The organism is Enterobacter cloacae complex sp. HYC074_NIDB (assembly GCF_056673345.1).
In genome coordinates this window covers 166,264-193,246 of the sequence record NZ_CP114214.1, presented here as the reverse complement: position 1 = coordinate 193,246, position 26,983 = coordinate 166,264, and the positions used below count along the sequence as shown (strand labels likewise).

17 protein-coding genes, 1 tRNA gene and 1 pseudogene are annotated in these 26,983 nt (G+C 53.6%); 11 read left to right on the top strand and 8 right to left on the bottom strand.

Translation table 11 applies throughout. The features are described from left to right. Positions 1 to 38: 38 nt before the first annotated feature. On the bottom strand, positions 39 to 1,709 hold the full coding sequence (gene ligB, locus O1724_RS00955) for an NAD-dependent DNA ligase LigB (protein WP_126296883.1): 1,671 nt from the start codon (positions 1,707 to 1,709) through the stop codon (positions 39 to 41). A gap of 250 nt (positions 1,710 to 1,959) precedes the next feature. Between ligB and gmk the strand changes: the two genes are divergently transcribed. Genes gmk through recG form a run of 5 tightly spaced genes read left to right on the top strand, consistent with a single transcriptional unit; the run spans position 1,960 to position 7,826 of the window. Beyond that, complete coding sequence (gmk, locus tag O1724_RS00950; protein WP_006177710.1) at positions 1,960 to 2,583, top strand: guanylate kinase; 624 nt, start codon at positions 1,960 to 1,962, stop codon at positions 2,581 to 2,583. 54 nt (positions 2,584 to 2,637) lie between these two features. Beyond that, positions 2,638 to 2,913, top strand: coding sequence for a DNA-directed RNA polymerase subunit omega (rpoZ, locus tag O1724_RS00945; RefSeq protein WP_000135058.1), 276 nt, complete (start codon positions 2,638 to 2,640; stop codon positions 2,911 to 2,913). Between the two features lie 19 nt (positions 2,914 to 2,932). Continuing rightward, entirely contained in the window at positions 2,933 to 5,047 is a 2,115-nt protein-coding gene (gene spoT, locus O1724_RS00940; protein ID WP_003860921.1) for a bifunctional GTP diphosphokinase/guanosine-3',5'-bis pyrophosphate 3'-pyrophosphohydrolase, read from the top strand. A gap of 4 nt (positions 5,048 to 5,051) precedes the next feature. Next, positions 5,052 to 5,741 (top strand): tRNA (guanosine(18)-2'-O)-methyltransferase TrmH, encoded by a 690-nt coding sequence (trmH, locus tag O1724_RS00935; protein ID WP_003860922.1) that lies wholly within the window; start codon positions 5,052 to 5,054, stop codon positions 5,739 to 5,741. A 3-nt stretch (positions 5,742 to 5,744) separates the two neighbouring features. Next, positions 5,745 to 7,826, top strand: coding sequence for an ATP-dependent DNA helicase RecG (gene recG, locus O1724_RS00930; RefSeq protein WP_058648399.1), 2,082 nt, complete (start codon positions 5,745 to 5,747; stop codon positions 7,824 to 7,826). A 3-nt stretch (positions 7,827 to 7,829) separates the two neighbouring features. Here the strand turns inward: recG and gltS are convergent, their stop codons facing one another. Continuing rightward, positions 7,830 to 9,032, bottom strand: a complete 1,203-nt coding sequence (gene gltS / locus O1724_RS00925) for a sodium/glutamate symporter (protein ID WP_023315156.1) — start codon at positions 9,030 to 9,032, stop codon at positions 7,830 to 7,832. A gap of 225 nt (positions 9,033 to 9,257) precedes the next feature. On the opposite strand from gltS, the gene xanP reads away from it, so the two are divergent. Together xanP and O1724_RS00915 are read left to right on the top strand one after the other, a co-directional pair. Next, on the top strand, positions 9,258 to 10,649 hold the full coding sequence (gene xanP / locus O1724_RS00920; RefSeq protein ID WP_072139750.1) for a xanthine/proton symporter XanP: 1,392 nt from the start codon (positions 9,258 to 9,260) through the stop codon (positions 10,647 to 10,649). Between the two features lie 118 nt (positions 10,650 to 10,767). Next, positions 10,768 to 12,462 (top strand): AsmA family protein, encoded by a 1,695-nt coding sequence (locus tag O1724_RS00915; RefSeq protein WP_032608188.1) that lies wholly within the window; start codon positions 10,768 to 10,770, stop codon positions 12,460 to 12,462. 84 nt (positions 12,463 to 12,546) lie between these two features. On the opposite strand, the gene yicI is transcribed toward O1724_RS00915, so the two are convergent. Together yicI and O1724_RS00905 are read right to left on the bottom strand one after the other, a co-directional pair. Then, positions 12,547 to 14,865, bottom strand: coding sequence for an alpha-xylosidase (gene yicI, locus O1724_RS00910; RefSeq protein WP_100397521.1), 2,319 nt, complete (start codon positions 14,863 to 14,865; stop codon positions 12,547 to 12,549). 12 nt (positions 14,866 to 14,877) lie between these two features. Continuing rightward, positions 14,878 to 16,269, bottom strand: a complete 1,392-nt coding sequence (locus tag O1724_RS00905; RefSeq protein ID WP_015570055.1) for a glycoside-pentoside-hexuronide family transporter — start codon at positions 16,267 to 16,269, stop codon at positions 14,878 to 14,880. Between the two features lie 287 nt (positions 16,270 to 16,556). On the opposite strand from O1724_RS00905, the gene O1724_RS00900 reads away from it, so the two are divergent. Beyond that, positions 16,557 to 16,651: transfer RNA gene (locus tag O1724_RS00900), tRNA-Sec, on the top strand. A gap of 162 nt (positions 16,652 to 16,813) precedes the next feature. Next, entirely contained in the window at positions 16,814 to 18,010 is a 1,197-nt protein-coding gene (locus tag O1724_RS00895; protein WP_060579745.1) for a tyrosine-type recombinase/integrase, read from the top strand. Between the two features lie 143 nt (positions 18,011 to 18,153). Here O1724_RS00895 and O1724_RS00890 read toward each other — a convergent pair whose 3' ends face one another. Together O1724_RS00890 and O1724_RS00885 are read right to left on the bottom strand one after the other, a co-directional pair. Then, positions 18,154 to 18,456 carry a hypothetical protein gene (locus O1724_RS00890; protein ID WP_060579744.1) on the bottom strand — a complete coding sequence of 101 codons (303 nt, stop codon included), beginning with the start codon at positions 18,454 to 18,456 and terminating at the stop codon, positions 18,154 to 18,156. A gap of 521 nt (positions 18,457 to 18,977) precedes the next feature. After that, positions 18,978 to 22,841, bottom strand: coding sequence for a YobI family P-loop NTPase (locus O1724_RS00885; protein WP_243452009.1), 3,864 nt, complete (start codon positions 22,839 to 22,841; stop codon positions 18,978 to 18,980). A 370-nt stretch (positions 22,842 to 23,211) separates the two neighbouring features. Between O1724_RS00885 and O1724_RS00880 the strand changes: the two genes are divergently transcribed. Together O1724_RS00880 and O1724_RS00875 are read left to right on the top strand one after the other, a co-directional pair. Then, entirely contained in the window at positions 23,212 to 23,502 is a 291-nt protein-coding gene (locus O1724_RS00880; RefSeq protein WP_060579742.1) for a hypothetical protein, read from the top strand. Further along, positions 23,492 to 24,391: a nucleotide-binding protein gene (locus O1724_RS00875; protein ID WP_325802889.1), complete on the top strand. Its 900-nt coding sequence runs from the start codon at positions 23,492 to 23,494 to the stop codon at positions 24,389 to 24,391. The genes O1724_RS00880 and O1724_RS00875 overlap by 11 nt, the downstream gene beginning before the upstream one ends. 46 nt (positions 24,392 to 24,437) lie before the next feature. Here the strand turns inward: O1724_RS00875 and O1724_RS00870 are convergent, their stop codons facing one another. Further along, the gene (locus O1724_RS00870) at positions 24,438 to 26,663 is read right to left on the bottom strand and encodes a KAP family P-loop NTPase fold protein (RefSeq protein WP_165737864.1); all 2,226 of its coding nucleotides are present in this window, start codon (positions 26,661 to 26,663) and stop codon (positions 24,438 to 24,440) included. 1 nt (position 26,664) lies between these two features. After that, positions 26,665 to 26,963 (bottom strand): annotated as a pseudogene (locus O1724_RS00865) (transcriptional regulator); the annotation flags it as partial. Between the last annotated feature and the right edge of the window lie 20 nt (positions 26,964 to 26,983).

Genomic DNA, 26,983 nt, shown 5'->3' with positions numbered 1-26,983 from the left:
TTTCCTCCCTCGCCAGTCTGTTCAGGAGCGCATGCAGATTAAAATCCACCGATGTGCTCTGCGGCCAGCCACTTTGCCAGGGCATCAATCTGAGGCTGATGCAGCCAGTTTACGATCTGGCGGGCTTTCTCCTGCCCGACACCCGGTAGCATCCGCCACTCCGCTTCGCTTCGCTGAATCAGCGCCTGCCAGGTGCGATCCCCTGCCGCCTTGATCGTCGACCGGGCCAGCGGTATTCCCATCGCGGTGATCCAGCGGATAAAAGGACGCTCCCGCGCCAGGTTAAACTGATGCCACAGCGCAGCGCCATGCGATGCCGATATCCCCGGCGTCGCGGTGAGCTGCGCCTGCGTGAGCTGTAGCCAGGAGAAGAGGTGCTCAAACCGATGCGCCTGATAGAGGGTCCGCCATCCTGATTCGCCCATACCTTCGATATCTAACGCCTGCCTGGAACTTAGCCACGTCAGCCGGGCAAAAAATTGCTCCATGCACTCCGGGGAGGCATAGAAACAGGTTAAGCCGTTATAGCGCGATGAGGGCGGCTGCGGTTTACGGCGATCCACATTGCGCCACACCACGTTATCCAGCCGGGGAATACCTTGTCCCGCCAGGCTTACCAGCACCTGATCGCCGGGGGCAATATCCAGCCTCTGCCAGCGGTTAACTGACCCTAAGCTGACGCGCTGTACGCGTTTATCGTCGAGCATCAGCGGCTCAAGCTGCGCAATCGCGGTGATCCGCCCGGTACGGCCAACGGTAAAGTGAATCGCTTTGACTTCCGTTACCTGGGCCACAGGAAGGTATTTCCATGCGACGACCCAACTTCCTTCCCCCGGCAGCCACTCCTCGCCCGGCGGCTCTGCCGAGGCGCGGACCACGATGCCATCCGTGGCGAAGGGCAACGAAGCCTTAAACCAGGCCGTCCGCTGCGCTTCCACGTCAGCCGCGTTTTTAACCGGCAGGGTATAGCGCGCCGTCAGGGTAAAACCAGCCTCCGCCAGCGCGGAAAGGCGTGCTTTCATCACTTTTGGGCCGTTCGGCCAGGCCCAGATAAAAATGCCTGTCTGCTTCAGCGCTGCGCGATCGGTCTCGCGCATCATCGCCCCCGCTACCTTCGCACGCGCGTTCATCCCCCCCATCCGCTGCTGGATATGCCCCTCGCGCAGCAGAAAAAGTTCCCCCTGCAACACGCTGTTGGCAAGCGGCCCGGCCAGTGTTTGCGGAATAGCGGGGATCATTCGCGCCTGTGCCGTCCACTCTTCCCCCTGTAAGCCGTCGCCCCGGCTGATCGCCTGCGCCAGCTTGCCGTTTTTGTAGACCAGGGTGACCGCAACACCATCCACCTTTGGCTGTACCCAGAGATCCTGCTGCGTCGCCATCCAGCGGCTAAGCGCCTGCTTGCTTTCTACCTTATGCACGCCGGTATGGGCGAAGGGATGCTTCACCGTCCCACTGGCGGCTGGAAGATCGTCGTGCAGCGGTTCATCGTGAAAACAGCGCTGCCACTGTTTTAAGCGGGCGTTAAGCCTGTCGTAAACGTCGTCGCTCACCTCGCTGCTGCCCTGCTTCCAGTAATCATCATTCCAGCGGGTCAGCTGCGCCTTCAGGGCCGCGATCTCCTGCCCGGCTTTAGCCGGTGACCAGACCGGGCAGATAGCCATCGCCCCGCTGCTTAAGAAGATCATCAGTATGCTTATCCATTTCACCATTATTACCCCTCCCTGTTTTGCGAAGGGTATACCCTGCCCGGGAGCCGCAGACCAGCTGCAAAATTGCATTTTACGAGCGCGCTTCAGCGCATTGTTTTTATTGCAGCAAAAAGAAGGTAAAAGCTGAAAACGGCACGCAAAATTTAATCATCCACGGGAAAAAGTGTGACAAAGGCTACGTCACACAGCGGCGACGTGTATAATAAGCCCGTATGTAGGACTTCTTCGTTAACACATACAAAAGACTCTCATGGCTCAAGGCACGCTTTATATTGTTTCTGCCCCTAGTGGCGCGGGTAAATCCAGCCTTATTCAGGCACTGTTAAAAACCCAACCGTTGTACGATACGCAGGTTTCTGTTTCTCACACCACGCGAGCACCGCGTCCGGGTGAAGTGCACGGTGAACACTATTTCTTTGTGAATCACGACGAATTCAGAGCGATGATTGGCAGAGACGCGTTTCTTGAACACGCAGAAGTATTCGGTAACTACTACGGTACTTCGCGTGAAACCATTGAGCAGGTTCTGGCGACCGGCGTGAACGTGTTCCTGGATATCGACTGGCAGGGCGCGCAGCAAATTCGTAAGAAAATGCCTGATTCGCGCAGTATCTTTATTTTACCGCCATCGAAAGATGAACTGGATCGCCGCCTGCGTGGTCGCGGCCAGGACAGCGAAGAAGTTATCGCGAAGCGTATGGCGCAGGCTGTTGCAGAAATGAGCCATTACGCGGAATATGATTACCTTATTGTGAATGATGATTTTGATGCCGCGCTGAGCGATCTCAAAACTATCCTTCGCGCAGAACGCCTGCGTATGAGCCGCCAGAAGCAGCGACATGACGCATTAATCACCAAACTGTTGGCAGACTGAACCCACTTTCAGTATCATGCCCAGTCATTTCTTCACCTGTGGAGCATTTTAAGTATGGCACGCGTAACTGTTCAGGACGCTGTAGAGAAAATTGGTAACCGTTTTGACCTGGTGCTGGTCGCCGCGCGTCGCGCTCGTCAGATGCAGGTAGGCGGTAAAGATCCGCTGGTACCGGAAGAAAACGATAAAACCACCGTTATTGCACTTCGCGAAATCGAAGAAGGTCTGATCAACAACCAGATCCTCGACGTGCGTGAGCGCCAGGAGCAGCAAGAGCAGGAAGCCGCTGAATTACAAGCTGTTACCGCTATTGCTGAAGGTCGTCGTTAATTAAACCTGCGGGTCGCCCTTGTATCTGTTTGAAAGCCTGAATCAACTGATTCAAACCTACCTGCCTGAAGACCAGATTAAGCGTCTTCAGCAGGCGTATCTCGTTGCACGTGACGCTCACGAGGGCCAGACACGTTCAAGCGGTGAACCCTATATCACGCACCCGGTAGCGGTGGCCTGTATTCTGGCCGAGATGAAACTCGACTACGAAACGCTGATGGCCGCCCTGCTGCATGACGTGATTGAAGATACCCCTGCCACCTACCAGGACATGGAACAGCTGTTTGGCAAAAGCGTTGCCGAGCTGGTGGAAGGGGTCTCTAAGCTTGATAAGCTGAAATTCCGCGATAAGAAAGAGGCGCAGGCCGAAAACTTCCGCAAGATGATCATGGCGATGGTGCAGGATATCCGCGTCATTCTCATCAAACTCGCTGACCGCACCCACAATATGCGCACGCTGGGCTCACTTCGCCCGGATAAACGTCGCCGCATCGCCCGTGAAACCCTCGAAATCTACAGTCCGCTGGCGCACCGTTTAGGTATTCATCACATTAAAACCGAGCTGGAAGAGCTGGGTTTTGAGGCGTTGTACCCGAACCGCTATCGCGTGATTAAAGAGGTTGTGAAAGCCGCTCGCGGTAACCGTAAAGAGATGATTCAAAAGATCCTCTCTGAAATCGAAGGGCGTTTGCAGGAAGCGGGCATTCCGTGCCGCGTGAGCGGTCGCGAAAAGCATTTGTACTCTATCTACTGCAAAATGGTGCTCAAAGAGCAGCGTTTTCACTCGATCATGGATATCTACGCGTTCCGCGTGATCGTCCACGACTCAGACACCTGTTATCGCGTGCTGGGGCAGATGCACAGCCTGTACAAGCCGCGTCCGGGGCGCGTCAAAGATTACATCGCCATTCCAAAAGCGAACGGATATCAGTCTTTGCACACCTCCATGATTGGCCCGCACGGTGTCCCTGTTGAGGTGCAGATTCGTACCGAAGATATGGATCAGATGGCGGAGATGGGTGTCGCGGCGCACTGGGCTTACAAAGAGCACGGCGGCGAAAGCAGCACCACCGCGCAAATCCGCGCCCAGCGCTGGATGCAGAGCCTGCTGGAGCTGCAACAGAGCGCAGGTAGCTCGTTTGAATTTATCGAGAGCGTTAAATCCGATCTCTTCCCGGATGAGATTTACGTTTTCACGCCGGAAGGGCGCATTGTCGAACTGCCTGCGGGCGCGACACCGGTCGACTTCGCTTACGCCGTGCATACCGATATCGGCCATGCCTGCGTAGGTGCCCGCGTCGACAGGCAGCCTTATCCGCTGTCGCAGCCGCTCTTCAGCGGACAGACGGTGGAGATCATTACCGCGCCGGGGGCACGTCCTAACGCCGCCTGGCTGAACTTTGTCGTGAGCTCAAAAGCGCGCGCAAAAATCCGCCAGCTGCTGAAAAACCTTAAGCGCGACGACTCCGTTAGCCTGGGGCGTCGTCTGCTCAATCACGCGCTGGGTGGCAGCCGCAAACTGGCAGAGATCCCGCCAGAAAACATTCAGCATGAGCTGGAGCGTATGAAGCTCGCCTCGCTGGATGACCTGCTGGCAGAGATTGGTCTCGGCAACGCCATGAGCGTGGTCGTGGCGAAGAATCTGCAACAAGGCGAAACGACAGCCGTTCCTGCCACCACGCAAAATCATGGTCACCTGCCGATCAAAGGCGCTGACGGTGTGCTCATCACCTTCGCCAAATGCTGCCGTCCTATCCCGGGCGACCCGATTATTGCGCACGTCAGCCCGGGTAAAGGGCTGGTGATCCACCACGAATCCTGCCGTAACATCCGTGGCTATCAGAAAGAGCCTGAGAAGTTCATGGCGGTCGAGTGGGATAAAGAGACGGCGCAGGAATTTATCACTGAAATCAAGGTGGATATGTTCAACCACCAGGGTGCACTGGCGAACCTGACGGCAGCGATTAACACGGCCTCGTCCAACATTCAAAGCCTGAATACGGAAGAAAAAGATGGCCGCGTTTACAGCGCCTTTATTCGCCTGACCGCCCGTGACCGCGTGCATCTGGCAAATATTATGCGCAAGATCCGCGTGATGCCGGATGTCATTAAAGTCACCCGTAACCGAAACTAGCATTATGAATTCAAAACGTTACGAGCGAATCTGCGAAATGCTCGCCAGGCGTCAGCCTGATCTGACGGTCTGCATGGAGCAGGTCCATAAACCTCATAACGTCTCTGCTATCGTCCGCACCGCAGATGCCGTCGGCGTGCATGAAGTCCACGCCGTCTGGCCAGGCGCACGTATGCGTACCATGGCCTCCACCGCCGCAGGCAGCAACAGCTGGGTATCCGTGAAAACTCACCAGACTATTGGTGAAGCGGTCTCGCACCTGAAAGGGCGTGGCATGCAGGTTCTGGCAACCAACCTCTCTGCTAAAGCCGTGGATTTCCGTGAGATCGACTACACCCGTCCGACCTGTATTTTAATGGGCCAGGAGAAAACGGGGATCACGCAGGAAGCACTGGATTTGGCCGATCGGGACATCATCATTCCGATGATTGGCATGGTCCAGTCACTCAACGTGTCGGTCGCCTCAGCGCTGATCCTGTATGAAGCGCAGCGCCAGCGTCAGAATGCCGGAATGTACGAGCGCAGCAACAGCATGCTGCCGGAAGAGGAGCAGCAGCGCCTGCTGTTTGAAGGTGGCTATCCGGTGCTGGCTCGCGTTGCGAAGCAGAAGAAATTGCCTTACCCCCACGTCAACGCGCAGGGCGAAATTGAAGCCGATGCCGAGTGGTGGTCCACCATGCAGTACGCGGGATAAATCATGAAAGGCCGCCTGCTGGACGCTATACCGCTCAACAGCCTGACGGGCGTGGGCGCGGCACAAAGCAGTAAACTGGCGAAGATTGGCCTGCACACCGTGCAGGATCTCCTGCTCCACCTCCCCCTGCGTTACGAAGACCGTACTCAGCTTTATAAAATTGGCGATCTGCTGCCCGCTATTTACGCCACCGTTGAAGGGGAAGTGCTGAACTGCAACATCACCTTTGGCGGACGCAGGATGATGACCTGCCAGATCAGCGACGGCACCGGTATTCTTACCCTGCGCTTTTTCAACTTCAGCGCGGCGATGAAAAACAGCCTTGCCACTGGACGACGCGTACTTGCGTACGGTGAAGCCAAACGGGGCAAATACGGCGCGGAGATGATCCACCCGGAATACCGCGTGCAGGGCGATCTCAGCTCACCTGAGCTACAGGAGACGCTCACGCCGGTCTATCCAACCACCGAAGGCATTAAGCAGGCCACGCTGCGCAAGCTCACCGACCAGGCGCTGGAGCTGCTCGATACCTGCGCCATTAACGAGCTGCTGCCGCCGGAGCTGGCGCAGGGCATGATGAGCCTGCCGGAGGCGTTACGCACCCTGCACCGTCCACCGCCAACGCTTCAGCTTGTTGATTTAGAGAGCGGTAAACACCCCGCCCAACGGCGTCTTATCCTTGAGGAATTACTGGCTCACAACCTGAGCATGCTGGCCCTGCGCGCAGGTGCGCAGCGTTTCCACGCGCAGCCATTAAGCCAGCGTGATGAGCTCAAAGATAAGCTGCTGGCCTCACTGCCATTTAAACCCACCGGCGCCCAGGAGCGCGTTACTGCCGAGATCGAACGCGATATGGCGCTGGATGTGCCGATGATGCGCCTGGTGCAGGGCGATGTGGGTTCCGGTAAAACGCTGGTCGCCGCGCTGGCCGCTTTGCGCGCTATCGCCCACGGCAAGCAGGTGGCGCTGATGGCACCGACGGAACTGCTGGCCGAGCAGCACGCCAACAATTTCCGTAACTGGTTTGCCCCGCTGGGAATTGAAGTGGGCTGGCTGGCCGGGAAGCAGAAGGGCAAAGCGCGCCTTGCGCAGCAGGAGGCGATAGCCAGCGGGCAGGTGCAGATGATTGTCGGCACGCACGCCATTTTCCAGGAACAGGTGCAGTTTAACGGCCTGGCGCTGGTGATTATCGACGAACAGCACCGCTTTGGTGTTCATCAGCGTCTGGCGCTGTGGGAGAAAGGTCTGCAACAGGGCTTCCACCCGCATCAGCTGATCATGACCGCCACGCCGATTCCGCGCACCCTGGCGATGACGGCCTATGCCGATCTGGATACCTCCACCATCGACGAACTCCCCCCGGGTCGTACGCCGGTGACAACGGTCGCCATTCCGGACACGCGCCGCAGCGACATCATTGACCGCGTGCGCAACGCCTGCACCCACGAAGGACGTCAGGCTTACTGGGTCTGTACCCTGATTGAAGAGTCTGAGCTGCTGGAAGCGCAGGCTGCCGAAGCCACATGGGAAGAGTTAAAGCTCGCCCTGCCGGAGCTGAACGTCGGTCTGGTTCACGGGCGCATGAAGCCTGCCGAAAAGCAGGCGGTGATGCAGTCGTTCAAACAGGGTGAACTGCATTTACTCGTTGCGACCACGGTTATCGAAGTGGGCGTGGACGTGCCGAACTCCAGCCTGATGATTATTGAGAACCCGGAGCGCCTGGGCCTGGCGCAGCTCCACCAGCTACGAGGCCGTGTGGGCCGTGGCGCGATCGCCTCTCACTGCGTGCTGCTCTACAAAGCCCCGCTGTCGAAAACCGCGCAGATGCGTTTGCAGGTATTACGCGACAGCAATGACGGCTTCGTCATTGCGCAAAAAGATCTGGAGATCCGCGGCCCGGGTGAACTGCTGGGCACGCGTCAGACGGGTAACGCCGAATTTAAAGTGGCGGATTTGTTGCGCGATCAGGCCATGATCCCCGAAGTACAACGCCTTGCGCGTCATATTCATGAACGCTACCCCGAACAGGCGGCAGCGTTAATTGAACGCTGGATGCCGGAAACCGAGCGGTATTCCAACGCCTGACGATCAGCCAAACATCGGCAGCATCAGGTAGAGCTTAATGACCAGCGCGTTGACGATATCAATGAAGAATGCCCCCACCATCGGCACCACCAGAAACGCCATGTGCGACGGACCGAACCGTTCAGTGATCGCCTGCATGTTTGCGATGGCCGTTGGCGTTGCCCCCAGTCCAAACCCACAGTGACCCGCTGCCAGTACCGCCGCATCATAGTTTTTGCCCATCATGCGCCAGGTAACAAAGATGGCATACAGCGCCATAAACACGGCCTGTACCGCCAGGATCGCCACCATCGGCAGCGCCAGCGAGGCCAGTTCCCACAGCTTGAGGCTCATCAGCGCCATCGCCAGGAACAGCGACAGGCTGACGTTCCCCAGCACGGACACTGCGCGCTCAAAGACGCGGTAGAAGCCCATCTGCGCCAGACCGTTGCTCAGGATCACCCCGATAAACAGCACGCAGACAAAGGTTGGCAGTTCGAAAGCCGTTCCCGCCAGCCATTGCGCAACGATTTTGCCCACGGTGAGGCAGATAGCAATCATGGCGATGGTTTCAATCATCACCAGCGAGGTGATACTACGGCCAACGTCCGGTTTTTCAAATGCGGTCGGCACCATTTCATCGTCTGGCCTGCCTTCCGGCGTGGTGGAGTGTTTCACAAGATAGCGCGCCACCGGGCCACCAATCAGGCCGCCAAGCACCAGACCAAAGGTCGCGCAGGCCATCGCCACTTCCGTTGCGTTTTCAAAGCCATAGCGTTCGATGAACAGCTTGCTCCACGCCGCGCCCGTTCCGTGGCCACCTGACAGGGTAATCGACCCCGCCAGCAGACCCATCAGCGGATCCAGCCCCAGCAATGACGCCATACCGATGCCGATGGCGTTTTGCATCAGAAGCAGGCCCACCACAACAATCAGAAACACGCCCAGCACCTTGCCACCCGAACGCAGGCTTGCGAGGTTAGCGTTCAGGCCGATAGTGGCAAAGAAGGCCAGCATCAACGGATCTTTCAGGGACATATCAAAATCGATTTCCCAGCCCATGCTTTTTTTCAGTATCAGCAGGGCCAGCGCCACCAGCAAACCACCGGCGACGGGTTCAGGAATGGTGTACTTTTTCAGAAAGGAAACACTGTGTACCAGCTTGCGACCAAGCAGAAGAACCAGCGTTGCGGCAACAAGGGTCGACAACGTATCGAGATGAATCATAAAAGGCTCCTGTTATGCGCGTATTCCATACACACGCGGCGTTATCCTGGGCCGGGTGATGCTCGTCATGAGCCGCCGGCGCGAAAAGTGTAATTTTTTTTTGCTGTTCGTTGTAGAAAAGCTGCTCACACCGGCAGATTTTCTCTCTTTTTTTTGCTGGCAATCGTTTGCTTTTACCAGGTGGTCAGCTAAAATGCCCGCTTTTCCACCGTGGGATTGCCGCCGATGTCTGTTAACACTCTGGAGTCTGCTAATGCGCAACCGATTGCGCAGAAGCAAAACAGCGAACTGATTTACCGCCTTGAAGATCGTCCCCCGCTGCCTCAAACCCTGTTTGCCGCCTGCCAGCACCTGCTGGCGATGTTCGTTGCGGTCATCACGCCGGCTCTGCTGATTTGCCAGGCGCTAGGGTTACCGGCGCAGGATACGCAACACATCATCAGTATGTCTCTGTTCGCTTCCGGCGTGGCCTCCATCATTCAAATTAAAGCCTGGGGTCCGGTGGGTTCAGGTTTGCTGTCGATTCAGGGCACCAGCTTTAACTTTGTGGCTCCGCTGATCATGGGCGGTACGGCACTGAAAACCGGCGGCGCAGATGTCCCGACGATGATGGCGGCGCTTTTCGGCACCCTGATGCTGGCAAGCTGCACAGAGATGATCATCTCCCGCGTTCTGCACCTGGCGCGCCGGGTGATCACCCCGCTGGTCTCCGGCGTGGTGGTGATGATTATCGGCCTGTCGCTGATTCAGGTGGGTCTGACCTCCATCGGGGGCGGCTACGCGGCAATGAGCGACCATACCTTCGGCGCGCCGAAAAACCTGCTGCTGGCAGGCGTGGTGCTGGCGATCATTATTCTGCTTAACCGTCAGCGTAACCCGTACCTGCGCGTGGCATCGCTGGTGATCGCCATGGCGGCCGGTTACCTGCTGGCGTGGGCGCTGGGTATGCTCCCGGAAAACACCACCCCAACCAACAGCGCGTTGATTACCGTGCCAACGCCGCTCTACTATGGCCTGGGCATTGACTGGAGTCTGCTCCTGCCGCTGATGCTGGTCTTTATGATTACCTCGCTGGAAACCATTGGCGATATCACCGCCACCTCCGACGTGTCCGAGCAGCCGGTCTCCGGCCCGCTGTACATGAAACGTCTTAAAGGCGGCGTGCTGGCGAACGGACTGAACTCGTTTGTCTCGGCGGTGTTCAACACATTCCCGAACTCCTGCTTCGGCCAGAACAACGGCGTGATCCAGCTGACCGGCGTGGCCAGCCGCTACGTGGGCTTCGTGGTGGCGCTGATGCTGGTGGTCCTCGGCCTGTTCCCGGCGGTAAGCGGATTTGTACAGCACATTCCCGAGCCGGTGCTGGGCGGCGCGACGCTGGTCATGTTCGGTACTATCGCGGCCTCCGGCGTGCGTATCGTCTCCCGCGAGCCGCTGAACCGCCGCGCAATCATGATTATTGCGCTGTCTCTCGCCGTAGGGCTTGGCGTCTCCCAGCAGCCGATGATTTTGCAGTTTGCCCCGGACTGGGTGAAAAACCTGCTCTCTTCCGGCATCGCCGCGGGCGGTATTACCGCTATCGTGCTGAATCTCATTTTCCCGCCTGAAAAGAACTGATCCCCACACGGCAGGCTGTCAATGCCTGCCGTGACATCTCTATACACCATTCCCGCCTTGAGCATTGCGCATAATTCGTGCATAACACCCTTATGTGCGTTTCGCGGGAAGGAAGACCATGAAATTTATTGGAAAGCTGCTTATCTATCTTCTGGTAGCCCTGCTCATTGTAGTGCTAGCCTTTTATTTTCTGCTCCAGACCCGCTGGGGCGCATCGCAGGTCAGCAGCTGGATCACGGTGAATACCGATTACGAGCTCAACTTTGACCTGATGGATCACCGCTTTTCATCCCCTTCTCACATCCTTCTGGAAAACGTTACCTTCGGACGAGATGGCAAACCGGCCACGCTGGTCGCTAAAAAAGTGGATATTGGCTTAAGCAGCCGCCAGATCACCGACCCGCTGCATATGGATGCCATCACCCTGTTCGATGGCACGCTGAATTTATCGCCGCAGACGGCGCCGCTGCCGTTCCAGGCCGACCGTCTGCAACTGAATAACATGGCCTTTAACAGCCCGAATACGGAGTGGGATCTCAGTGCGCAAAAGGTGACCGGCGGCGTCAGCCCGTGGCAGCCCGAGGCGGGGAACGTACTGGGGAAAAATGCGCAAATCCAGATGAGCGCCGGGTCGCTCACCCTCAACGGCATACCGGCCAACAACGTGCTGATTCAGGGACAACTCAACGGCAAAGAGGTGGCGCTGAATACCATCGGTGCCGATATGGCGCGCGGCTCGCTTACGGGCTCGGCTCTGCGTAATGCCGACGGTGGCTGGGTTATCAACACCCTGCGTCTGAATGAGATCCGCCTGCAAAGCGACAAATCGCTGCTGGATTTCTTCGCCCCTCTCTCCACCCTGCCTTCGTTACAGATTGGGCGGCTGGAAGTGACCGATGCCCGTCTACAGGGGCCAGACTGGGCAGTAACCGACCTCGATCTCAGCCTGCGTAACCTCACCCTGAGTAAAGGTGACTGGCAAAGCCAGGAGGGACGGTTATCCATGAACGCCAGCGAATTTATCTACGGCTCGCTGCATCTGTTTGACCCTATCCTGAACGCGGAATTCTCCCCGCAGGGCATTGCGCTGCGTCAGTTCACCTCCCGCTGGGAAGGGGGCATGGTGCGCACCTCCGGCAACTGGCTGCGCGAGGGTCAGGCGCTGGTGCTGGACGACGTTGCGATTGCCGGGCTGGAATATACGCTTCCGGAAAACTGGAAAACGCTGTGGATGGACCCGCTCCCGGCATGGCTGAACAGCGTGACGCTGAAAAAATTCGGCCTGAGCCGCAACCTGGTGATCGACATCGATCCGGCGTTCCCGTGGCAGATCACCTCCCTCGACGGTTATGGCGCTAATTTGCGGCTGGCGCAGGATCACAAGTGGGGCGTGTGGGGCGGTAACGCAACCCTCAACGGGGCGGCAGCGACCTTTAACCGCGTCGACGTGCGTCGCCCGTCGCTGGCGCTGAATGCCAACGCCGCAACGGTAAATATTACCGACCTGAGCGCCTTTACCGAGAAAGGGATCCTGGAGGCGACCGCCACGGTTTCACAGCTGCCGCAGCGGCAGACCACCGTGAGCCTGAACGGGCGCGGTGTACCACTCAACGTCTTGCAGCAGTGGGGCTGGCCAGCGCTGCCGATTGCGGGCGACGGCAATATTCAGCTCACCGCCAGCGGAAGCGTGCAGGCGAATGCGCCGCTGAAGCCGACGGTGAACGGGAAGCTGAGCGCGGTGAATATGGATAAACAGCAGGTGCAACAGACCATGACCCGCGGGATGGTGTCGGCGGTGGCTCCGGCACAGTAAATAGCCGGGTGGCGGCTTCGCCTTACCCGGCCTACGATCTCATGTAGGCCCGGTAAGCGAAGCGCCACCGGGCATTTTTACGGCTCAGAGGTGCACCACCACCTCATCCCCCTCCGCTTTCACCACCACACCCCACTCGCTGCCCGCATGTGAACCGCCTTTTACGCCGCCGACCTTCTGCACGTTGCGCAAGCACACCGACCAGTTTTGCGCATCTCCCGTGCCGGTAAAGGTCACGACGTCGCCCTGACGTGACGCCTTCAGCGTAAACAACACGGAACCGTCCGCCGCAGGCACTTCACTCACCGCCGTTGCGCCATCGCTCAGGTTGAAGAGCTGGAAGGCTGTCCCCTCATGCCACGCATAGTCCGGCTTCTGGTTATTATTGCCGAGCGCCAGCAGCGTGTTGTCGCGCACATAGACCGGCAGGCTCTGGAAATCGTGCTGCTGCTTATGCCAGCGGCTGCCCTGAATTTCGTCGTTGTGCCACAGGTGCGTCCAGCGCCCTTCCGGCAGCCAGAACTGCACGTCGCCCGCCTCGGAGAACACCGGCGCCACCATCATTGAATCCCCCAGCATGTACTGACGGTCAAGATAGTCACACGCCGGATCGTCCGGGAACTCCAGCATCATCGCCCGCAGCATCGGCGTGCCGAACTCACGCGCCAGAGCCGCCTGACGATACAGGTACGGCATCAGCTGGCATTTCAGCTGCGTGAAGTGGCGCACCACGTCGCAGGACTCGTCATCGTACGCCCACGGCACGCGGTAGGATTTGCTGCCGTGCAGGCGGCTGTGGCTGGAGAACAGCCCGAACGCGCACCAGCGTTTGTAGACGTGCGCCGGAGCGGTGTTTTCGAACCCGCCGATATCGTGGCTCCAGAACCCGAAGCCGGACAGCCCAATCGACAGCCCGCCGCGCAGGCTTTCGGCCATCGATTCATAGTTGGCGTAGCAGTCGCCGCCCCAGTGTACCGGGAACTGTTGCGCACCCACGGACGCGGAACGGGCAAACAGCACCGCCTCTTCTTCTCCCACCGTCTCTTTCAGCACGTTCCACACCAGCTCGTTATAGATGTAGGCGTAATGGTTGTGCATCTTCTGCGGATCGGATCCGTCAAACCACTGGACGTCCGTCGGGATACGCTCGCCGAAATCGGTCTTGAAGCAGTCGACGCCGATCTCCACCAGGCCTTTCAGTTTGTCCGCATACCACCTGCACGCGTCCGGGTTGGTGAAGTCGTAGATCGCCAGCCCCGGCTGCCATTTGTCCCACTGCCAGAGGGAGCCGTCCGGACGCTTGAGCAGATAGCCCTTCTCTTTCAGCTCCCGGAAGATCGGGGATTTCTGGCCGATATACGGGTTGATCCACACGCAGACCTTCAGCCCTTTCTCTTTCAGGCGGCGGATCATCCCTTCCGGATCCGGGAAGGTCACCGGGTCCCACTCGAAGTCGCACCACTGGAAGGCCTTCATCCAGAAGCAGTCGAAGTGGAAGACGTGCAGCGGCAGGTCGCGCTCGGCCATGCCGTCGATAAAGCTGTTCACCGTGGCTTCGTCGTAGTTGGTGGTGAACGAGGTGGTGAGCCACAGGCCGAACGACCACGCAGGCGGCAGCGCCGGACGGCCAGTGAAGCGGGTATAGCGGTTCAGCACTTCTTTCGGCGTCGGGCCGTCGATCACAAAGTACTCGAGATATTCCCCTTCCACGCTGAACTGCACTTTGGACACTTTCTCGGAGCCGACTTCAAACGAGACGTTTTCCGGGTGATTCACCAGCACGCCGTAGCCGCGGTTGGTCAGGTAGAACGGGATGTTTTTGTAGGACTGCTCGGTGCTGGTGCCCCCGTCGCGGTTCCAGGTCTCGACCGTCTGACCGTTGCGCACCAGGGCGGTGAAGCGCTCGCCCAGGCCGTAGACCGTTTCCCCCACGCCCAGATCCAGACGTTCAAACACATAGTTGCGATCGGTATTGCTGTCCTGTACGTAGCCGTTGTTTTTCAGCTGGCTGCCGGTAATGCGCTGGCCGTTGCGCAGGAAATCCAGCGCCCAGAACTCGCCTTTGGTGACGCGCACGCTGACGCTGCCGCTTTTCAGCTCGGCAAACTCGGCGTTGTTTTCAATCTCAACTTTTACATCCTTCAGAACGTTCAGCGGATAGTGCGGGCCTTTATTCAGCGCGCCCTGGAAGTGCTCAATGCGCACCCCGACAATCCCTTCCTGCGGGGCAAACAGGCGCACCGTGAACATCAACGTGTCGAGCTGCCAGGTGCGTTCGCGCACGTCACGCGGCGCGACGTACACCACCAGGTCATTGCCCTGCTGCTCCACGTCGAACACCTGAACCGGATACGTCACGTTCAGGCCCGGTTGAATAAGCCAGTTTCCATCACTGATTTTCATGCTTTCGTCCTCTTAGTTCTGCAATTCTTTACTGACCGGCAGGTTTTCAAACTCCTGCTGATTGCGGCGCGCACCCTGCGCCAGCTCGCGCAGGATTTTGGTCAGGAAGGGGGTTTTCAGCGTGTAGTAGCGTTTGGCGATGATGGCGCTCAGCACGTAGCAGATCGCTGGTGCCAGCGTAAACAGGCCGATAATGATACTGATGGTCGCGCTGTTCTGGGTTTTGGCCGCCGCGTCGTAGCCGCCGCCTGCCAGCATCCAGCCGATCATCGCCCCGCCCAGCGCCAGGCCGAGCTTCAGCACGAACAGCGTGCCCGCAAAGCTGATGCCGGTCAGACGTTTGCCGTTGGTCCATTCGCCGTAGTCGACGGTATCGGACATCATTACCCACTGAATCGGCGTCACCAGCTGGTGCAGCACGCCGATAACGAAGATAAAGCCGAACATCAGTACGGTGGCATGCATCGGCACGAAGAACATCGCCACGCTGACCACCGCCAGCGCGGCGTTGGTCCACCAGAAGATGCTCACCTTGCACTTCCAGTCGGTGAGCGGTTTCGCCAGCGCGGAGCCGATCAGGTTACCGACGCAGTAGGTGGTGAGGAAGGCGACGAACACCTCCGGCGAGCCCATGATCCAGGTGCAGTAGTACATCATCGCGCCGCCGCGCACGCAGACGGCGAGGATGTTGAGGATGGTGAGCACGCCGACGATACGCCACTGGTCGTTTTGCCAGATGTCGCGCAGATCTTCCCGCATGGAGGTGGTGCTCGGTGGCACCTGGATGCGCTCTTTGGTGGTGAAGAAGCAGAACGCCAGCATCAGGAACGCGACCACCGACAGCACGGCGATCCCGCCCTGGAAGCCGAACGCTTTATCGTCGCCGCCAATCAGGTTCACCAGCGGCATCATCAGCACCGTGGAGAGCATGCCGCCCGCCGTCGCCAGCACAAAGCGCCACGACTGAAGGGAGATACGCTGCGTCGGGTCGTTGGTGATCACGCCGCCCAGCGCGCAGTACGGGATGTTGACCACGGTATAGAGCAGGGTCAGCAGCGTGTAGGTGATGGCGGCGTAAACCATTTTGCCGTTGAGGCTCAGGTCCGGCGTGGTATACGCCAGCACGCAGACGATGCCGAACGGGATAGCGCCAAACAAAATCCATGGACGGAACTTGCCCCAGCGGCTGCGGGTGCGGTCGGCAATCAGCCCCATGCACGGGTCGGAGATCGCATCCAGCGCGCGGGCCAGCAGGAACATGGTGCCGACAAACCCGGCGGGAATACCAAAAATATCGGTGTAGAAAAACATCATATAAAGCATGACGTTATCAAAAATGATATGGCTGGCGGCGTCTCCCATGCCGTAGCCAATCTTCTCTTTTACTGACAGTACTTCGCTCATATTTTTATCCTTCACGCTGTAGGGGGCGCTGAGACCGGTTACCGTTTTTTAAACCATTGTTTCAGGAGCGGGTATTGCGTTTTCTGGTTAAGAGATTACGTTTCTTGTTTTTTGTGATCGGGATAAAAGTTGATGAGCACGAAATGCTAACCTGAGGATTTTCTTAAGAATTAGCTGAAACAGGGGGATTCAGGTCAAAAGAGAGGTGAAAAAAGTGGTGTGGGGTATGTGGTAAATGCCTGAAAGTAGCTATAATGCGCCCCGCCTCCATGTAGCAATGCAGGCGCGGAAGATCGTCATCTCCGGTGAGGTGGCTGGACTTCAAATCCAGTTGGGGACGCCAGCGTTCCCGGGCAGGTTCGACTCCTGTGATCTTCCGCCAGTTTGCCTCTACTGAACTCCACTGTCTCAAGTAAATCCCCTATAATACCCCCAATTACTGCTAATTATGTTCTCCCGAGTTCAACTGTCTCCACCAGAATCAAGTGCATTCTGGGGGCATAATGGGGGGCATGATTTATAGCCCCATTTTGAGATGCCCCCAATGAAGCTAACAGTCAGACAAATCGACACAGCCAAGCCCAAAGAGAAGCCGTACAAGCTATCTGATGGTGGAGGCCTCTACCTTGAAGTAACCACCAACGGCTCACGCTATTGGCGTTTAAAGTATCGTTATGCAGGTAAAGAAAAACGCCTTGCTTTCGGCGTTTATCCCGAGGTTTCTCTCGCTCAAGCTCGTGAAAAACGTGAAGCTGCGAAAAAGTTACTATCTGCTGGAAGCGATCCCGGAGAGCTAAAAAAAGCAGAGAAAATCGCTCAAAAGCTTAACTATGAAAATACCTTCGAAGCTATTGCCCGGGAATGGCATCAACTGAGAGCGGATCGTTGGTCGCTACGTTATCGTGATGAAATTATTGATACCTTTGAAAAGGATATTTTTCCCTACATCGGTAAGCGTCCCATAGCTGAAATTAAGCCCATGGAATTGCTGGAAACTCTTCGCCGGATGGAAAAACGTGGCGCATTAGAAAAGATGCGTAAAGTCAGACAGCGCTGCGGTGAAGTATTCCGTCATGCAATCGTGACCGGACGCGCTGAATACAATCCAGCACCCGATCTCGCCACAGCCCTCGCAACACCTAAGAAAACACATTTTCCATTCCTGACTGCAGAAGAACTCCCTCACTTTCTTAGGGATCTTGCCGGGTACACCGGTAGCGTTATTACTAAGACTGCGACTCAAATCATCATGCTTACAGGGGTACGAACTCAGGAATTACGTTTTGCCCGCTGGGAGGATATCAATTTTGAAAAGCAGCTATGGGAGATCCCTGCTGAAGTGATGAAGATGAAACGACCACACATCGTTCCGATGTCGAATCAGGTTGTCTCACTTTTTGAGTCACTAAAGCCTATTACGGGGCTATACCCACTGGTTTTCGTCGGACGCAATGATCGAACGAAGCCGATCTCAAAGGAGAGCGTTAATCAGGTGATTGAGCTATTAGGATATAAAGGAAGACTGACGGGGCATGGTTTCCGCCACACGATGAGTACTATCCTTCATGAAAAAGGCTTTAACTCAGCATGGATAGAAACGCAACTTGCGCATGTGGATAAGAATGCGATACGTGGGACATATAACCATGCGCAGTATCTGGAGGGAAGGAGGGAAATGATGCAGTGGTATGCGGATTATATAAGTCAATTCGGAAAGTCGAATTTAATACTTGCCTCTTAATAATTATTAACAGAATTGTTCTTATAAGGAAAAGGGAAAAATATCATTAGAGCGCTTCCCCAGGGAAGTGCTCCACAACGTAACTTCTCATCTATTTTTTGTTGCCGATAGTAAATCTTGCCCCCACTTATCTCAGGACGTCCTCAGAATACGTCCTTCATTCGCCGCTGCACCGACAGCCAGGTGAGCTCTTCCAGCCCGTCCGGGACGATCCGTTCCGGATTGGTGTAGATGGCGCAGGCATCCCCGGTCAGCCACCAGGAGCCGGAGGCCCGGATACGTTCAGCCACCGTCAGGCCGTCCCAGGTGACAATCAGCCAGGTGTGTACGCCATGGTCCTCAGGGGGGCGGAGCCAGAGCCGCTGATGACCGAGGGCGGTCAGCGCCCGCCAGACGGTTTCAAGTGAAACCGGAACGCGCTCGCTTTCATGTGATGGTGTATTCATATGCAATAGTCACTTAGAGTAATTATGATGTGCAGCACAACTGACTGCGAACAGGACTGCATCAGTCACCCACCTGAATATTGCTCTGCTTATTTTTTCCTGTCGTGAATATCACCGGAATGATAATAAGCAGCCTTATAACCACGCCATTAAATTACCGGATGGCCGTTTCCGGCAGATCCGACTTTCCGTCTTATAACAACTTTCCGGAAGTGTAACACGGCGAGGGAATAAACAAAGCGGCAATATCTGCTCCTGCACACCCGGTCATGGGGCAGGGGTTAAACACTATATATAGAAGAAAAATCAGCTGACGGCGAGGCACATATTGTGTTTTGTCGCCGCTGCGCGCCGCGAGCGGTAGAAAGATCCGGAACCAGGGGTTTCCGGATCTGATGATGAAGAACTCACTATTTTTGCTGTTTAAGCAATAATATCAATAAAAAATTCAGAATATGGAATAATGCATTAATGGCAATAATACATCACAACTATTGCTTAAATGGCAGAAATAAAATGACTCAGTCCTCGGGATCTCCTTCTGCCTCATCCTCATGCTCAGATCGTACAGGAGTGATGACCATTTTTTGTTCATCACGGCCTGACCCCATTTTGGGGGGCTGAATCAGGCCAGCTTTGCTGAGTAAATTAGCCAGCTCCCATAATTCGTCGGTGCGCGGGATCTTACGGAACCTTTCATGCGGAAGCAGGCTGTGGTAGCTCTCATCGGCGAAACTGTTCAGCACCGTCTGAAGCATTTCTTTGTCCGCGTCTCCGGCGGTGAGGCAGCTTTTCAGAAGGGGTAAGCGCAGGGTATCGTCATACATCCACGGGCTCAGTTCAGCCAGTAGATCTAAGGGCAGCAGCTGGACCTCATCCATCACGTCCGGATCGTTCTCACGCAGCCATCGCAGGGCCCCCACCCTGATATTTGTGCTGATGTCCTGATGACTGAATATTTCACGAGCCAGATCTACATCAAAAACTCGTACTATATAAAAGATTTCCTCAGGTTCCTCTAGAATCAAAGCTGGTCTCAGGGACACTAAGTTACTCAACAGTGTGTTTATGCGTTTATTATTAACATCCTGTTCCAGTGCATTATATAAACCAGAGAAGACGTTACCTGTAGGGGCCAGTTTTTTCAGTGAACATAATACTTCGGCGTTACGTAGCGGAATGTTTTTGGGGATTTCCGTAATAATAACATCAAAACATTCCATAACGAACTTCAGCGCATCCTCAGCCAGGTCAGGTGAGAAAATAAATTGCAAAAGGAATTTTTCAAAAACTTCAGCTGAAGAAAGGGTTATACTGCATGGTTCTATAACGTTGTGCTTTTCGTTAACCCACTGAACCAGCTCATGAGCTGTATCAATCAGTTCATCATCCAACAGATGAATAAAGTTTTCAAAGTCTGGCGATATACGGTCATGAGAAAGTAACAGACTGTAGATATTGCGCACCGGCCCTACTGGTTCTCTTAGCCACAATTCTCCATGATTTTGAATTGACTTTATATTATCAATGCTGAAATCCATCCGTACGATGATCATTTCTGCGCTGCTGAACGAGAGATAAGGAGAGTTCAGCAATTCAGCAACACGATCGGTTTCTGTAGACACGACGAACAGCGATGTGACGAAATCATCAATATTATCGTTTACTAACTTTGTGATCGCAGATATGTTAAGTGACTCCAGACAATGAAGTGGGTTACGGGAGAACGTCATACCATCCCCATTCTGAGAAAGAGATAAATAAACATTCTCAAGATTTTGTACAGAATAGGCGATAAGTCCCTCACTGGCCATCTTCCTGATGAGTTCCTTATTTTTATCTGATGTCGCAAGTGGAATATGTGACAACGTAAATCTGTTTAAATTTAGTGTGTTGAAAAACGCCTCTTCATACCCTTCGGGTATGAAATCGAAAAGCAGGGATGACTCATAGATGAGTTTGCTGGCAAGACTGTGTATCTCAGTCTTTCGCCAGTTATCATCATATTTATTCAGACATAATAGATGTGCGGTCATCTCATCAACAAACTCTGATTGCGCGGATTCAGAGAAATGCACCAGTAATTTATGCAGAATTTTTTCGTTCTGCATGAAGACCTCACAGTACCGGAGTAGAATCTCTGTGGAAAACTCTGTCTGAATAAGGTCAAGCAAACTGACTGTTCGCTCACAGCTGGCCTGACTGAGCAGGGCTGAGGTGTTTTCCGCCAGCGTGCCAGGCTCGTTATCCAGCAACCAGCGAATAACGTCCGGGTGTTGCGCATTCTCCCGTTCGATAACACCCAGTTTTTTTAGCCGGGTCACAACATGGGGAAGGTTCTCCAGCGGGATGGTAAAGGACTCATTTGCATCATCACCTGCCATAACCGATTTGATGAAAGCGTTATCATTTTCCGTCAGTGCTCCCGGCATGAACACTGAGCGGAAGGACATGTAGTCGGTAGCCAGGTAGTCGCTGGACAGCAGAAAATAGATAAAGTCCAGCTGTTCAGCCATGCGCGGACTCAGATCCTGTTCGCCATTAACCGTCTTTCTTACCCAGTCGCTGAAGTCAGATTTCCGCATGCGGCGAATGAGCCCTGAAACAGATTCGGAACGAATATTTCTTTTTTCCATTTCAAGCGAAGAAATACTATTTTTAATACGCGCAATCCCGTCATCAGTTTTAGCGTCAATCAATCCACATCTTTCCTCATATGCAGAGCGAATTACTTTATTTTCAGCTAGCCCAACTTGCAGAATTGTATATTGCCTAGCGTTGTCGATGATGTTAAATCCTTCTCCACCGGCAAGAATCATAAATATTTCTTCATCTTCAACCACCTGTTTCAGACTCAAAATAGTATTAGCGTAAAACGAAAGTTTATCCTTATAGATTTCATTAATGTACGGCGCGAGTAACTCTTTACGCAGTGCCTCACGGTGAGTATGTCTTTCGTTATCTATCTTTTTTAAAAGATTTTGCTCTGAGGTTATTTGAGCGTCAACCTCTGAAAGATATCGCTGCTGGATACGCCGTTCAACATAGGCATCCATAAAACTAAACACAATCCCGCCCTTTTTATCAATGCTATGGTAGTCCTCAGCGCATAAGTTTTTGTAGGCGATCATCGCCAGCAGCTTCGGTGTGTTCTCACGGTTATTGACGATATTCTGATACAGCCTGAATTCATTGGTGATATTGTGCATTACCCTCATATCAGGGATGAATGTCGCTATCCGGCTGATACACTCATTAAGCCCTTTTTGACTTTTCTCTTCTTCAGTAAATTTATTACTGAAATGGTCTGACGCATTATCACTATCCATTACCGGAATGACAGGTATGACAAAGTCGAAAAATTTTGTTCGTGATTCAGCTGAGCTGAAAAGATCATCCCGGACCGCATAGATAAACTTCAGAGGGTTCCTGTCAGAAAGACAGTTATTGATGATTTGATTAATTTCACGTAGTTTAATAAAAATACGATTATTGTTCAGGCGGTCCAGATCCTCAAAGATAACAACATCATATTTTGTCGAATCAAAGAAGTAGACGATTTCATCGATATAGACATTCAACAGGGAAGGCGAGGATGCCTTCGTCGTCACAGCCCCTTTGAGAATATCCACCTTATCCAGACTCACTTTTCTGTCGAAGATACCCGTCCGGTGTAACTGATACAGAAGCAGGGCTAGTGAACTCAGGACCGATAATACAGCCCCGCTCAGGCGTGATGCAAAAGGACACTCAAGAATAAACTGACTTAATACCACCGGCAGGGAAAGTTTGGCTGTTAGGTAGTCTGGCGCAAGGAAAAAAAGGGCTACGCCGGCCAGCATCATTGTCAATGTCAGCAAAGCGGCAGACTTCAGTATCTGCTCGATGGTGACACCAGAGATTCTCTCAATTCGTGAGTAAGGCAATTCATTTTTTTTGTTCTTATATAGGATCTGCTGCAGGATACTATATTCAATTGATTTTTCAGAAGTGACTTCGTTTTTCCCGTCTTCCCCATTTTTCCCTTTATCATCCGTATCATCGGAAGCCTGTTTCTGCATATCGAAATCCGCAAGGGAGACGGTTAAAACACGCAACTCTCCCTGATTCCTGCACCATGTTTTAAGCACCGAGCTCTTCCCCGCACCGTAAGGACCGGTCACAGCAATGTTGCGTATGTCTGGCTGGTAAAAGGCATAATTCAGTGCTCCCACATAACTGCTGGCCTTCTCTGGCTCCAGTAATGTTGGAGTCAATGCTTCATATCCGTTGGTATTCGTTTCGTCGGACTTTGCTCGGGAGGCTTGAAGAGTAAGCCACGGTGTAAACATTATCATTTTGCATGACCCCTTTTTTGTTTTGCCCAGTATTTCACTGGTTTTCATCCATTTCCATCCAAAGCTTGCCTTCAAACTGTCCATTCTGATTTAGAAATCTAGATAGTTTATGAAGGCTTGACCTGCTACCCGTTGCGGCGGAAGGCAGTCTGAGCTCTTTTACGTCAACCTCTACAATGTATGAGAGTGTCTGGCCACTGAAGCCCGATGCGGTTTTTGAAGGCGGAAACGCTGGATCAAACAGCACATTTGCAGACTGTTTTGACTGCATTAACCTCTCTTCTCCTCCGCCAAGATCCGAAAAATATCAAAACCGGATCTTAGTGAAATTGCTTAGAATTTGACTGATATCCCTTACTACATATCTACAACATGCTATCTATATAGGCTGAACTTCTTACTAAATCCGGAGATTGTTATGGGCGTCAAAATTTCAGGTTTAGAGACAATGCAGAAGCAGCTAAAAGAGGTTGAGAAAGCAACAGAGGCCTTAAACGGAAGTTATGATGTCCACTTTGATGCTAACGATCCTGTCAGCATTGAGATCGCCATTCAGGAAGCTTATTCCATGGTGCATGAACGCGTTTCTGATTATGCCACTAATCCGATGGTCAGCCCATTAATTGAAGGCATGAAAGAAAATCTGCGTCAGCAGATCCTGGATAGTGCAGAACAACAAAGACAGGAGCACATGCAGGATGGCAATTGATATTTTCCAGTCACTGAAAAATTGCGTTTTCGACCTTCAGCGCGCTGACGTTCAGAACTACCAGCAACCCCTCAAACAACTGGTACGGCTATTAAAATCGGAGAGCCTAGAGGCAGTTAATACACGCCTAACCCGTAATATTGAGCTCGATGATTTTCTGGCCAGGAGTGAAGAAACTGAATCCAGCATGGCTGGTTCCGCTGTGCTGCAATGGCCGGAAGAAACAGATGAGGTTTTGGGCCTGAAACTTGTTTTAATCGAGAAAATGGCAGCCGATAATAATTTTTCCTTTAATTTCTGTCATACATTTTTCTATGATCGAAATATTCTTGAATCCATTCGAAAATTTACTTCATCATTAGTTGTCCCATTCATACGTGATTACCAGCTATACGTGGAAAACCAACACGACCCCGAGCCTGTAGTGTTTCGTCCGGTTTCCCGAAAAATTTTTATTGTTCATGGCCATGATAATGAAGCCCTTCAGTCTGTTGCCCGCTTTATATCACGGATAGGGCTGGAGGAAATCATTCTCTCTGAACGTCCTGATGGCTCAAGGACGGTAATCGAGAAATTTGAAGCGGAGTCAGGAGATGTCAGCTTTGCCATCGTGCTGATGACGCCCGACGATAGCGGAAATGCCTTGGCATCTGAAAGCACACGACTGCGTGCTCGCCAGAATGTTCTGTATGAGCTCGGATATTTCGCGGGAAAGCTTGGACGCGGGAAAGTATTGGTTCTCAGGAAGGGGGATATCGAAATCCCTTCAGATCTTGCCGGCGTACTTTATACGGAGCTTGATGAGCATGGTGGATGGAAACGCAAGCTGCTCAGTGAGCTTTCATACGCCGGTGTTCCTTTTGACAAGGAAAAAGCGTTTAGCGCATGATTTACTTGTTGTAGTAAGAAAAAGGCCGCTAAGCGGCCTTTTTCGATCAGTCGTCATTATCCAGTGCACTTTTGAGTTCTTCCTGCTCCGGCGTCAGTTCATTACCGGAAAGTATAACCCTCAGCTTATCTTCAACTGCAGGCCAGTCATCAAAAAATGGACTGACCTGGTCACGTGCAATCCGGCGATATGCCCCCCTGTCAGAACTGAAGACGCTGGTCTGTAATCGTATTAACAGGTTAACAAGGCCTTCATCAGTAGCAGCCACCTCTCTGACCCATTGCTTCACGGTTGCACCTGAACTCATGTCTCTCCATGCATAGAGATATCCAAGAATTGACTGGCGCACGATAAGTTGTTGCTGAAGTTCTGGCTGATTCATACGTTCAGCAAACCTGTCACGCAACCGTTCCGTAATATCACGACTAAACAGAGCCTTAGGGACAGGAGGCACTGCACTTTGTGCAAGACCGTGCTCCCAGATAAGATCCCGCATAAAATCGGCTATCCAGAAAGGTGACGTTCCCCTAGTGACGAACATTTCCAAAAGCGTGATTGTTCTAGCCTCATCAATATTCTGCATATGCTTCAGCAGATGCCTTACAACCTGATTAATGCCCGTTTCACGCAGGGAAAACCATGTGTTACGGGTTCGGAAACGCGTGCTGACCTCATCCGTATGATCGAAGAAAAACTGAACAAGCCCTGCGCACTCTTCAAAATTGTGTTCTCTTATCAGGCCCGGAGTCAACCTGCTCAGTATATGTTCGAACCAGGTTCCGGACAGAATACCCACACTACTGATTTTTGAGAGGAGATCTTCAGAGAGCTGCTGCTGCTTTTCCGGTACGGCGGCCAGCGTAAAAAGCTGGTTGAAAAACTCCGGAGGAAGAACATTCTGGGGTGAGGAAAAGGCAAAGTAATACCGCCAGTGCGTCAGGCTGCTGAGTCGCTTGTTGCTTGTATGGATGTGGCGATAATCCTCACTGACGGGCTCAAAAAGACTTAGATATTCATCATTATGTCCGCTGATACCGGGGATCCAGTCTGCGAGTGTCAGAAACGAGTCTGCATTGGATGCCTTCAACATCTTCATACACCTGATAAGCCCCTCACGGAAGTCTGCCTTTTCTCCGTCAGAAAGCATGCCCTGGCCGTTTTCAATCACGGACCGTTCTGTCAGGTAATGCTCCGTCCAGTCATACAGGGCCGGGTTTGTTACTCGTATAAGCTGAAGCAGGCACAAATCAGGGAAATACACAAAATCCCTCATTCCCGGATAGAGAAAAATCAGGGAATTAATGGCCTGATGGATCTCGCGTGGCGTCGAAAGTGCGGCACCATAAGTATCAGTCACAGCGGCGAGATCTTTTGCCATTTCTGAGTCTGCCGGTTGATTATTAATTTGCTGATACAGCGTCTCGGCCCGCTGGCGAAATTCATTGCGTAGATCAAAGGCCTCAGGGCGAGGTATTTTAAAACTGAGCTGAATAATTTTCTGAAGATAACGGCTGCCATCTCCGATACTAAGTGCATGCTCAACGGCATGGGTGATAATCTGCCTGTCATAGCAAAGAATGTGGGTAAAGCGCGGTAGATCGGCTACCGCACGGACAAGCCTGAACACTTCCGCCACTTGGGACGGCTCCAGTCGGTCCAGATCATCCATGACAACAATGAACTTCAGATCCAGTCTAACCAGTTGCCCAGCAATATCAGCCCGAAGCTTTGTCGTGGTTTTCTGATCAACAGCCAGACGGCTATCTGAAAATACCTTTATTCCGCCAGCTATCCAGTTAACGATTCGGGAAAACTGCCCGATATACTGAACCAGCGGAAGAACGCGCGATGAAGTATCCTGTGCATACTCAATCACTTTCTGAGCTTCCGCTGACAGAAGGTATTTACGCCAGATTTTTTTTAAACCTGTCGGGGGATACCGTTTATCCGTTTCCTGCTGGATGACAGTGGCAACCGGAAGAAAAAGCGCTTCAACCGGGTCGTTGCCACTCAGCCAGGGAGAAATATGCAGCACATGTGTGTGTCCATCCTTGTACTCGGCAAGGTTTTTCAGGATCAGATTCAGGAGGCTTGTTTTACCTGATCCCCATGCCCCTTCAATTCCGACAACATTTGAAGCTTCCTGTGGAAGGGAAAGAATGGAGCGGGAAATATTTTCCGCGATATTACTGAATCCGTATCGATCCTCAGGTACATTGTCAACTGCCGCGTCAAGCCCCTTCGGGTTCCACAGCTGCCCCAGTATTTTCATATTACAAATCTCCGTACAGGCCGCGCAGCCCGGTCAGGTTTTCCGCCAGCGTGCCTTCAGCGCATCGCATGCTGAGCTCCCGTATCAGCTTATCAAAAGCTTCTGCCTGCAAAAAATCCGCCGCCCGTTGATCCCGAAGAATTTCTCTTTTGATGCATACCCTAGCGGGGAGAGCATGACGCGCTCTTCCTGTTGGCCGTGCGCCAGAGATTCCGGATGACGAGTGTAGCCCAGCGGTTCGGAGAACGCATTCCAGCCGTACGCCAACGCGAAATCATGGCCGGGGATGAGCAGAGACATAGCTGCGGCAGAGTGAACAT

Bases quoted from the DNA above. Each gene is read 5' to 3' on its own strand.
- O1724_RS00875 (WP_325802889.1), top strand. From the start codon at position 23,492: ATGGCAATTGATATTTTCCAGTCACTGAAAAATTGCGTTTTCGACCTT.
- recG (WP_058648399.1), top strand. From the start codon at position 5,745: ATGAAAGGCCGCCTGCTGGACGCTATACCGCTCAACAGCCTGACGGGC.
- trmH (WP_003860922.1), top strand. From the start codon at position 5,052: ATGAATTCAAAACGTTACGAGCGAATCTGCGAAATGCTCGCCAGGCGT.
- ligB (WP_126296883.1), bottom strand. From the start codon at position 1,709: ATGGTGAAATGGATAAGCATACTGATGATCTTCTTAAGCAGCGGGGCG.
- xanP (WP_072139750.1), top strand. From the start codon at position 9,258: ATGTCTGTTAACACTCTGGAGTCTGCTAATGCGCAACCGATTGCGCAG.
- gltS (WP_023315156.1), bottom strand. From the start codon at position 9,032: ATGATTCATCTCGATACGTTGTCGACCCTTGTTGCCGCAACGCTGGTT.
- O1724_RS00895 (WP_060579745.1), top strand. From the start codon at position 16,814: ATGAAGCTAACAGTCAGACAAATCGACACAGCCAAGCCCAAAGAGAAG.
- O1724_RS00880 (WP_060579742.1), top strand. From the start codon at position 23,212: ATGGGCGTCAAAATTTCAGGTTTAGAGACAATGCAGAAGCAGCTAAAA.
- yicI (WP_100397521.1), bottom strand. From the start codon at position 14,865: ATGAAAATCAGTGATGGAAACTGGCTTATTCAACCGGGCCTGAACGTG.
- gmk (WP_006177710.1), top strand. From the start codon at position 1,960: ATGGCTCAAGGCACGCTTTATATTGTTTCTGCCCCTAGTGGCGCGGGT.
- O1724_RS00870 (WP_165737864.1), bottom strand. From the start codon at position 26,663: ATGAAAATACTGGGGCAGCTGTGGAACCCGAAGGGGCTTGACGCGGCA.
- O1724_RS00890 (WP_060579744.1), bottom strand. From the start codon at position 18,456: ATGAATACACCATCACATGAAAGCGAGCGCGTTCCGGTTTCACTTGAA.
- O1724_RS00885 (WP_243452009.1), bottom strand. From the start codon at position 22,841: ATGAAAACCAGTGAAATACTGGGCAAAACAAAAAAGGGGTCATGCAAA.
- O1724_RS00905 (WP_015570055.1), bottom strand. From the start codon at position 16,269: ATGAGCGAAGTACTGTCAGTAAAAGAGAAGATTGGCTACGGCATGGGA.
- rpoZ (WP_000135058.1), top strand. From the start codon at position 2,638: ATGGCACGCGTAACTGTTCAGGACGCTGTAGAGAAAATTGGTAACCGT.
- O1724_RS00915 (WP_032608188.1), top strand. From the start codon at position 10,768: ATGAAATTTATTGGAAAGCTGCTTATCTATCTTCTGGTAGCCCTGCTC.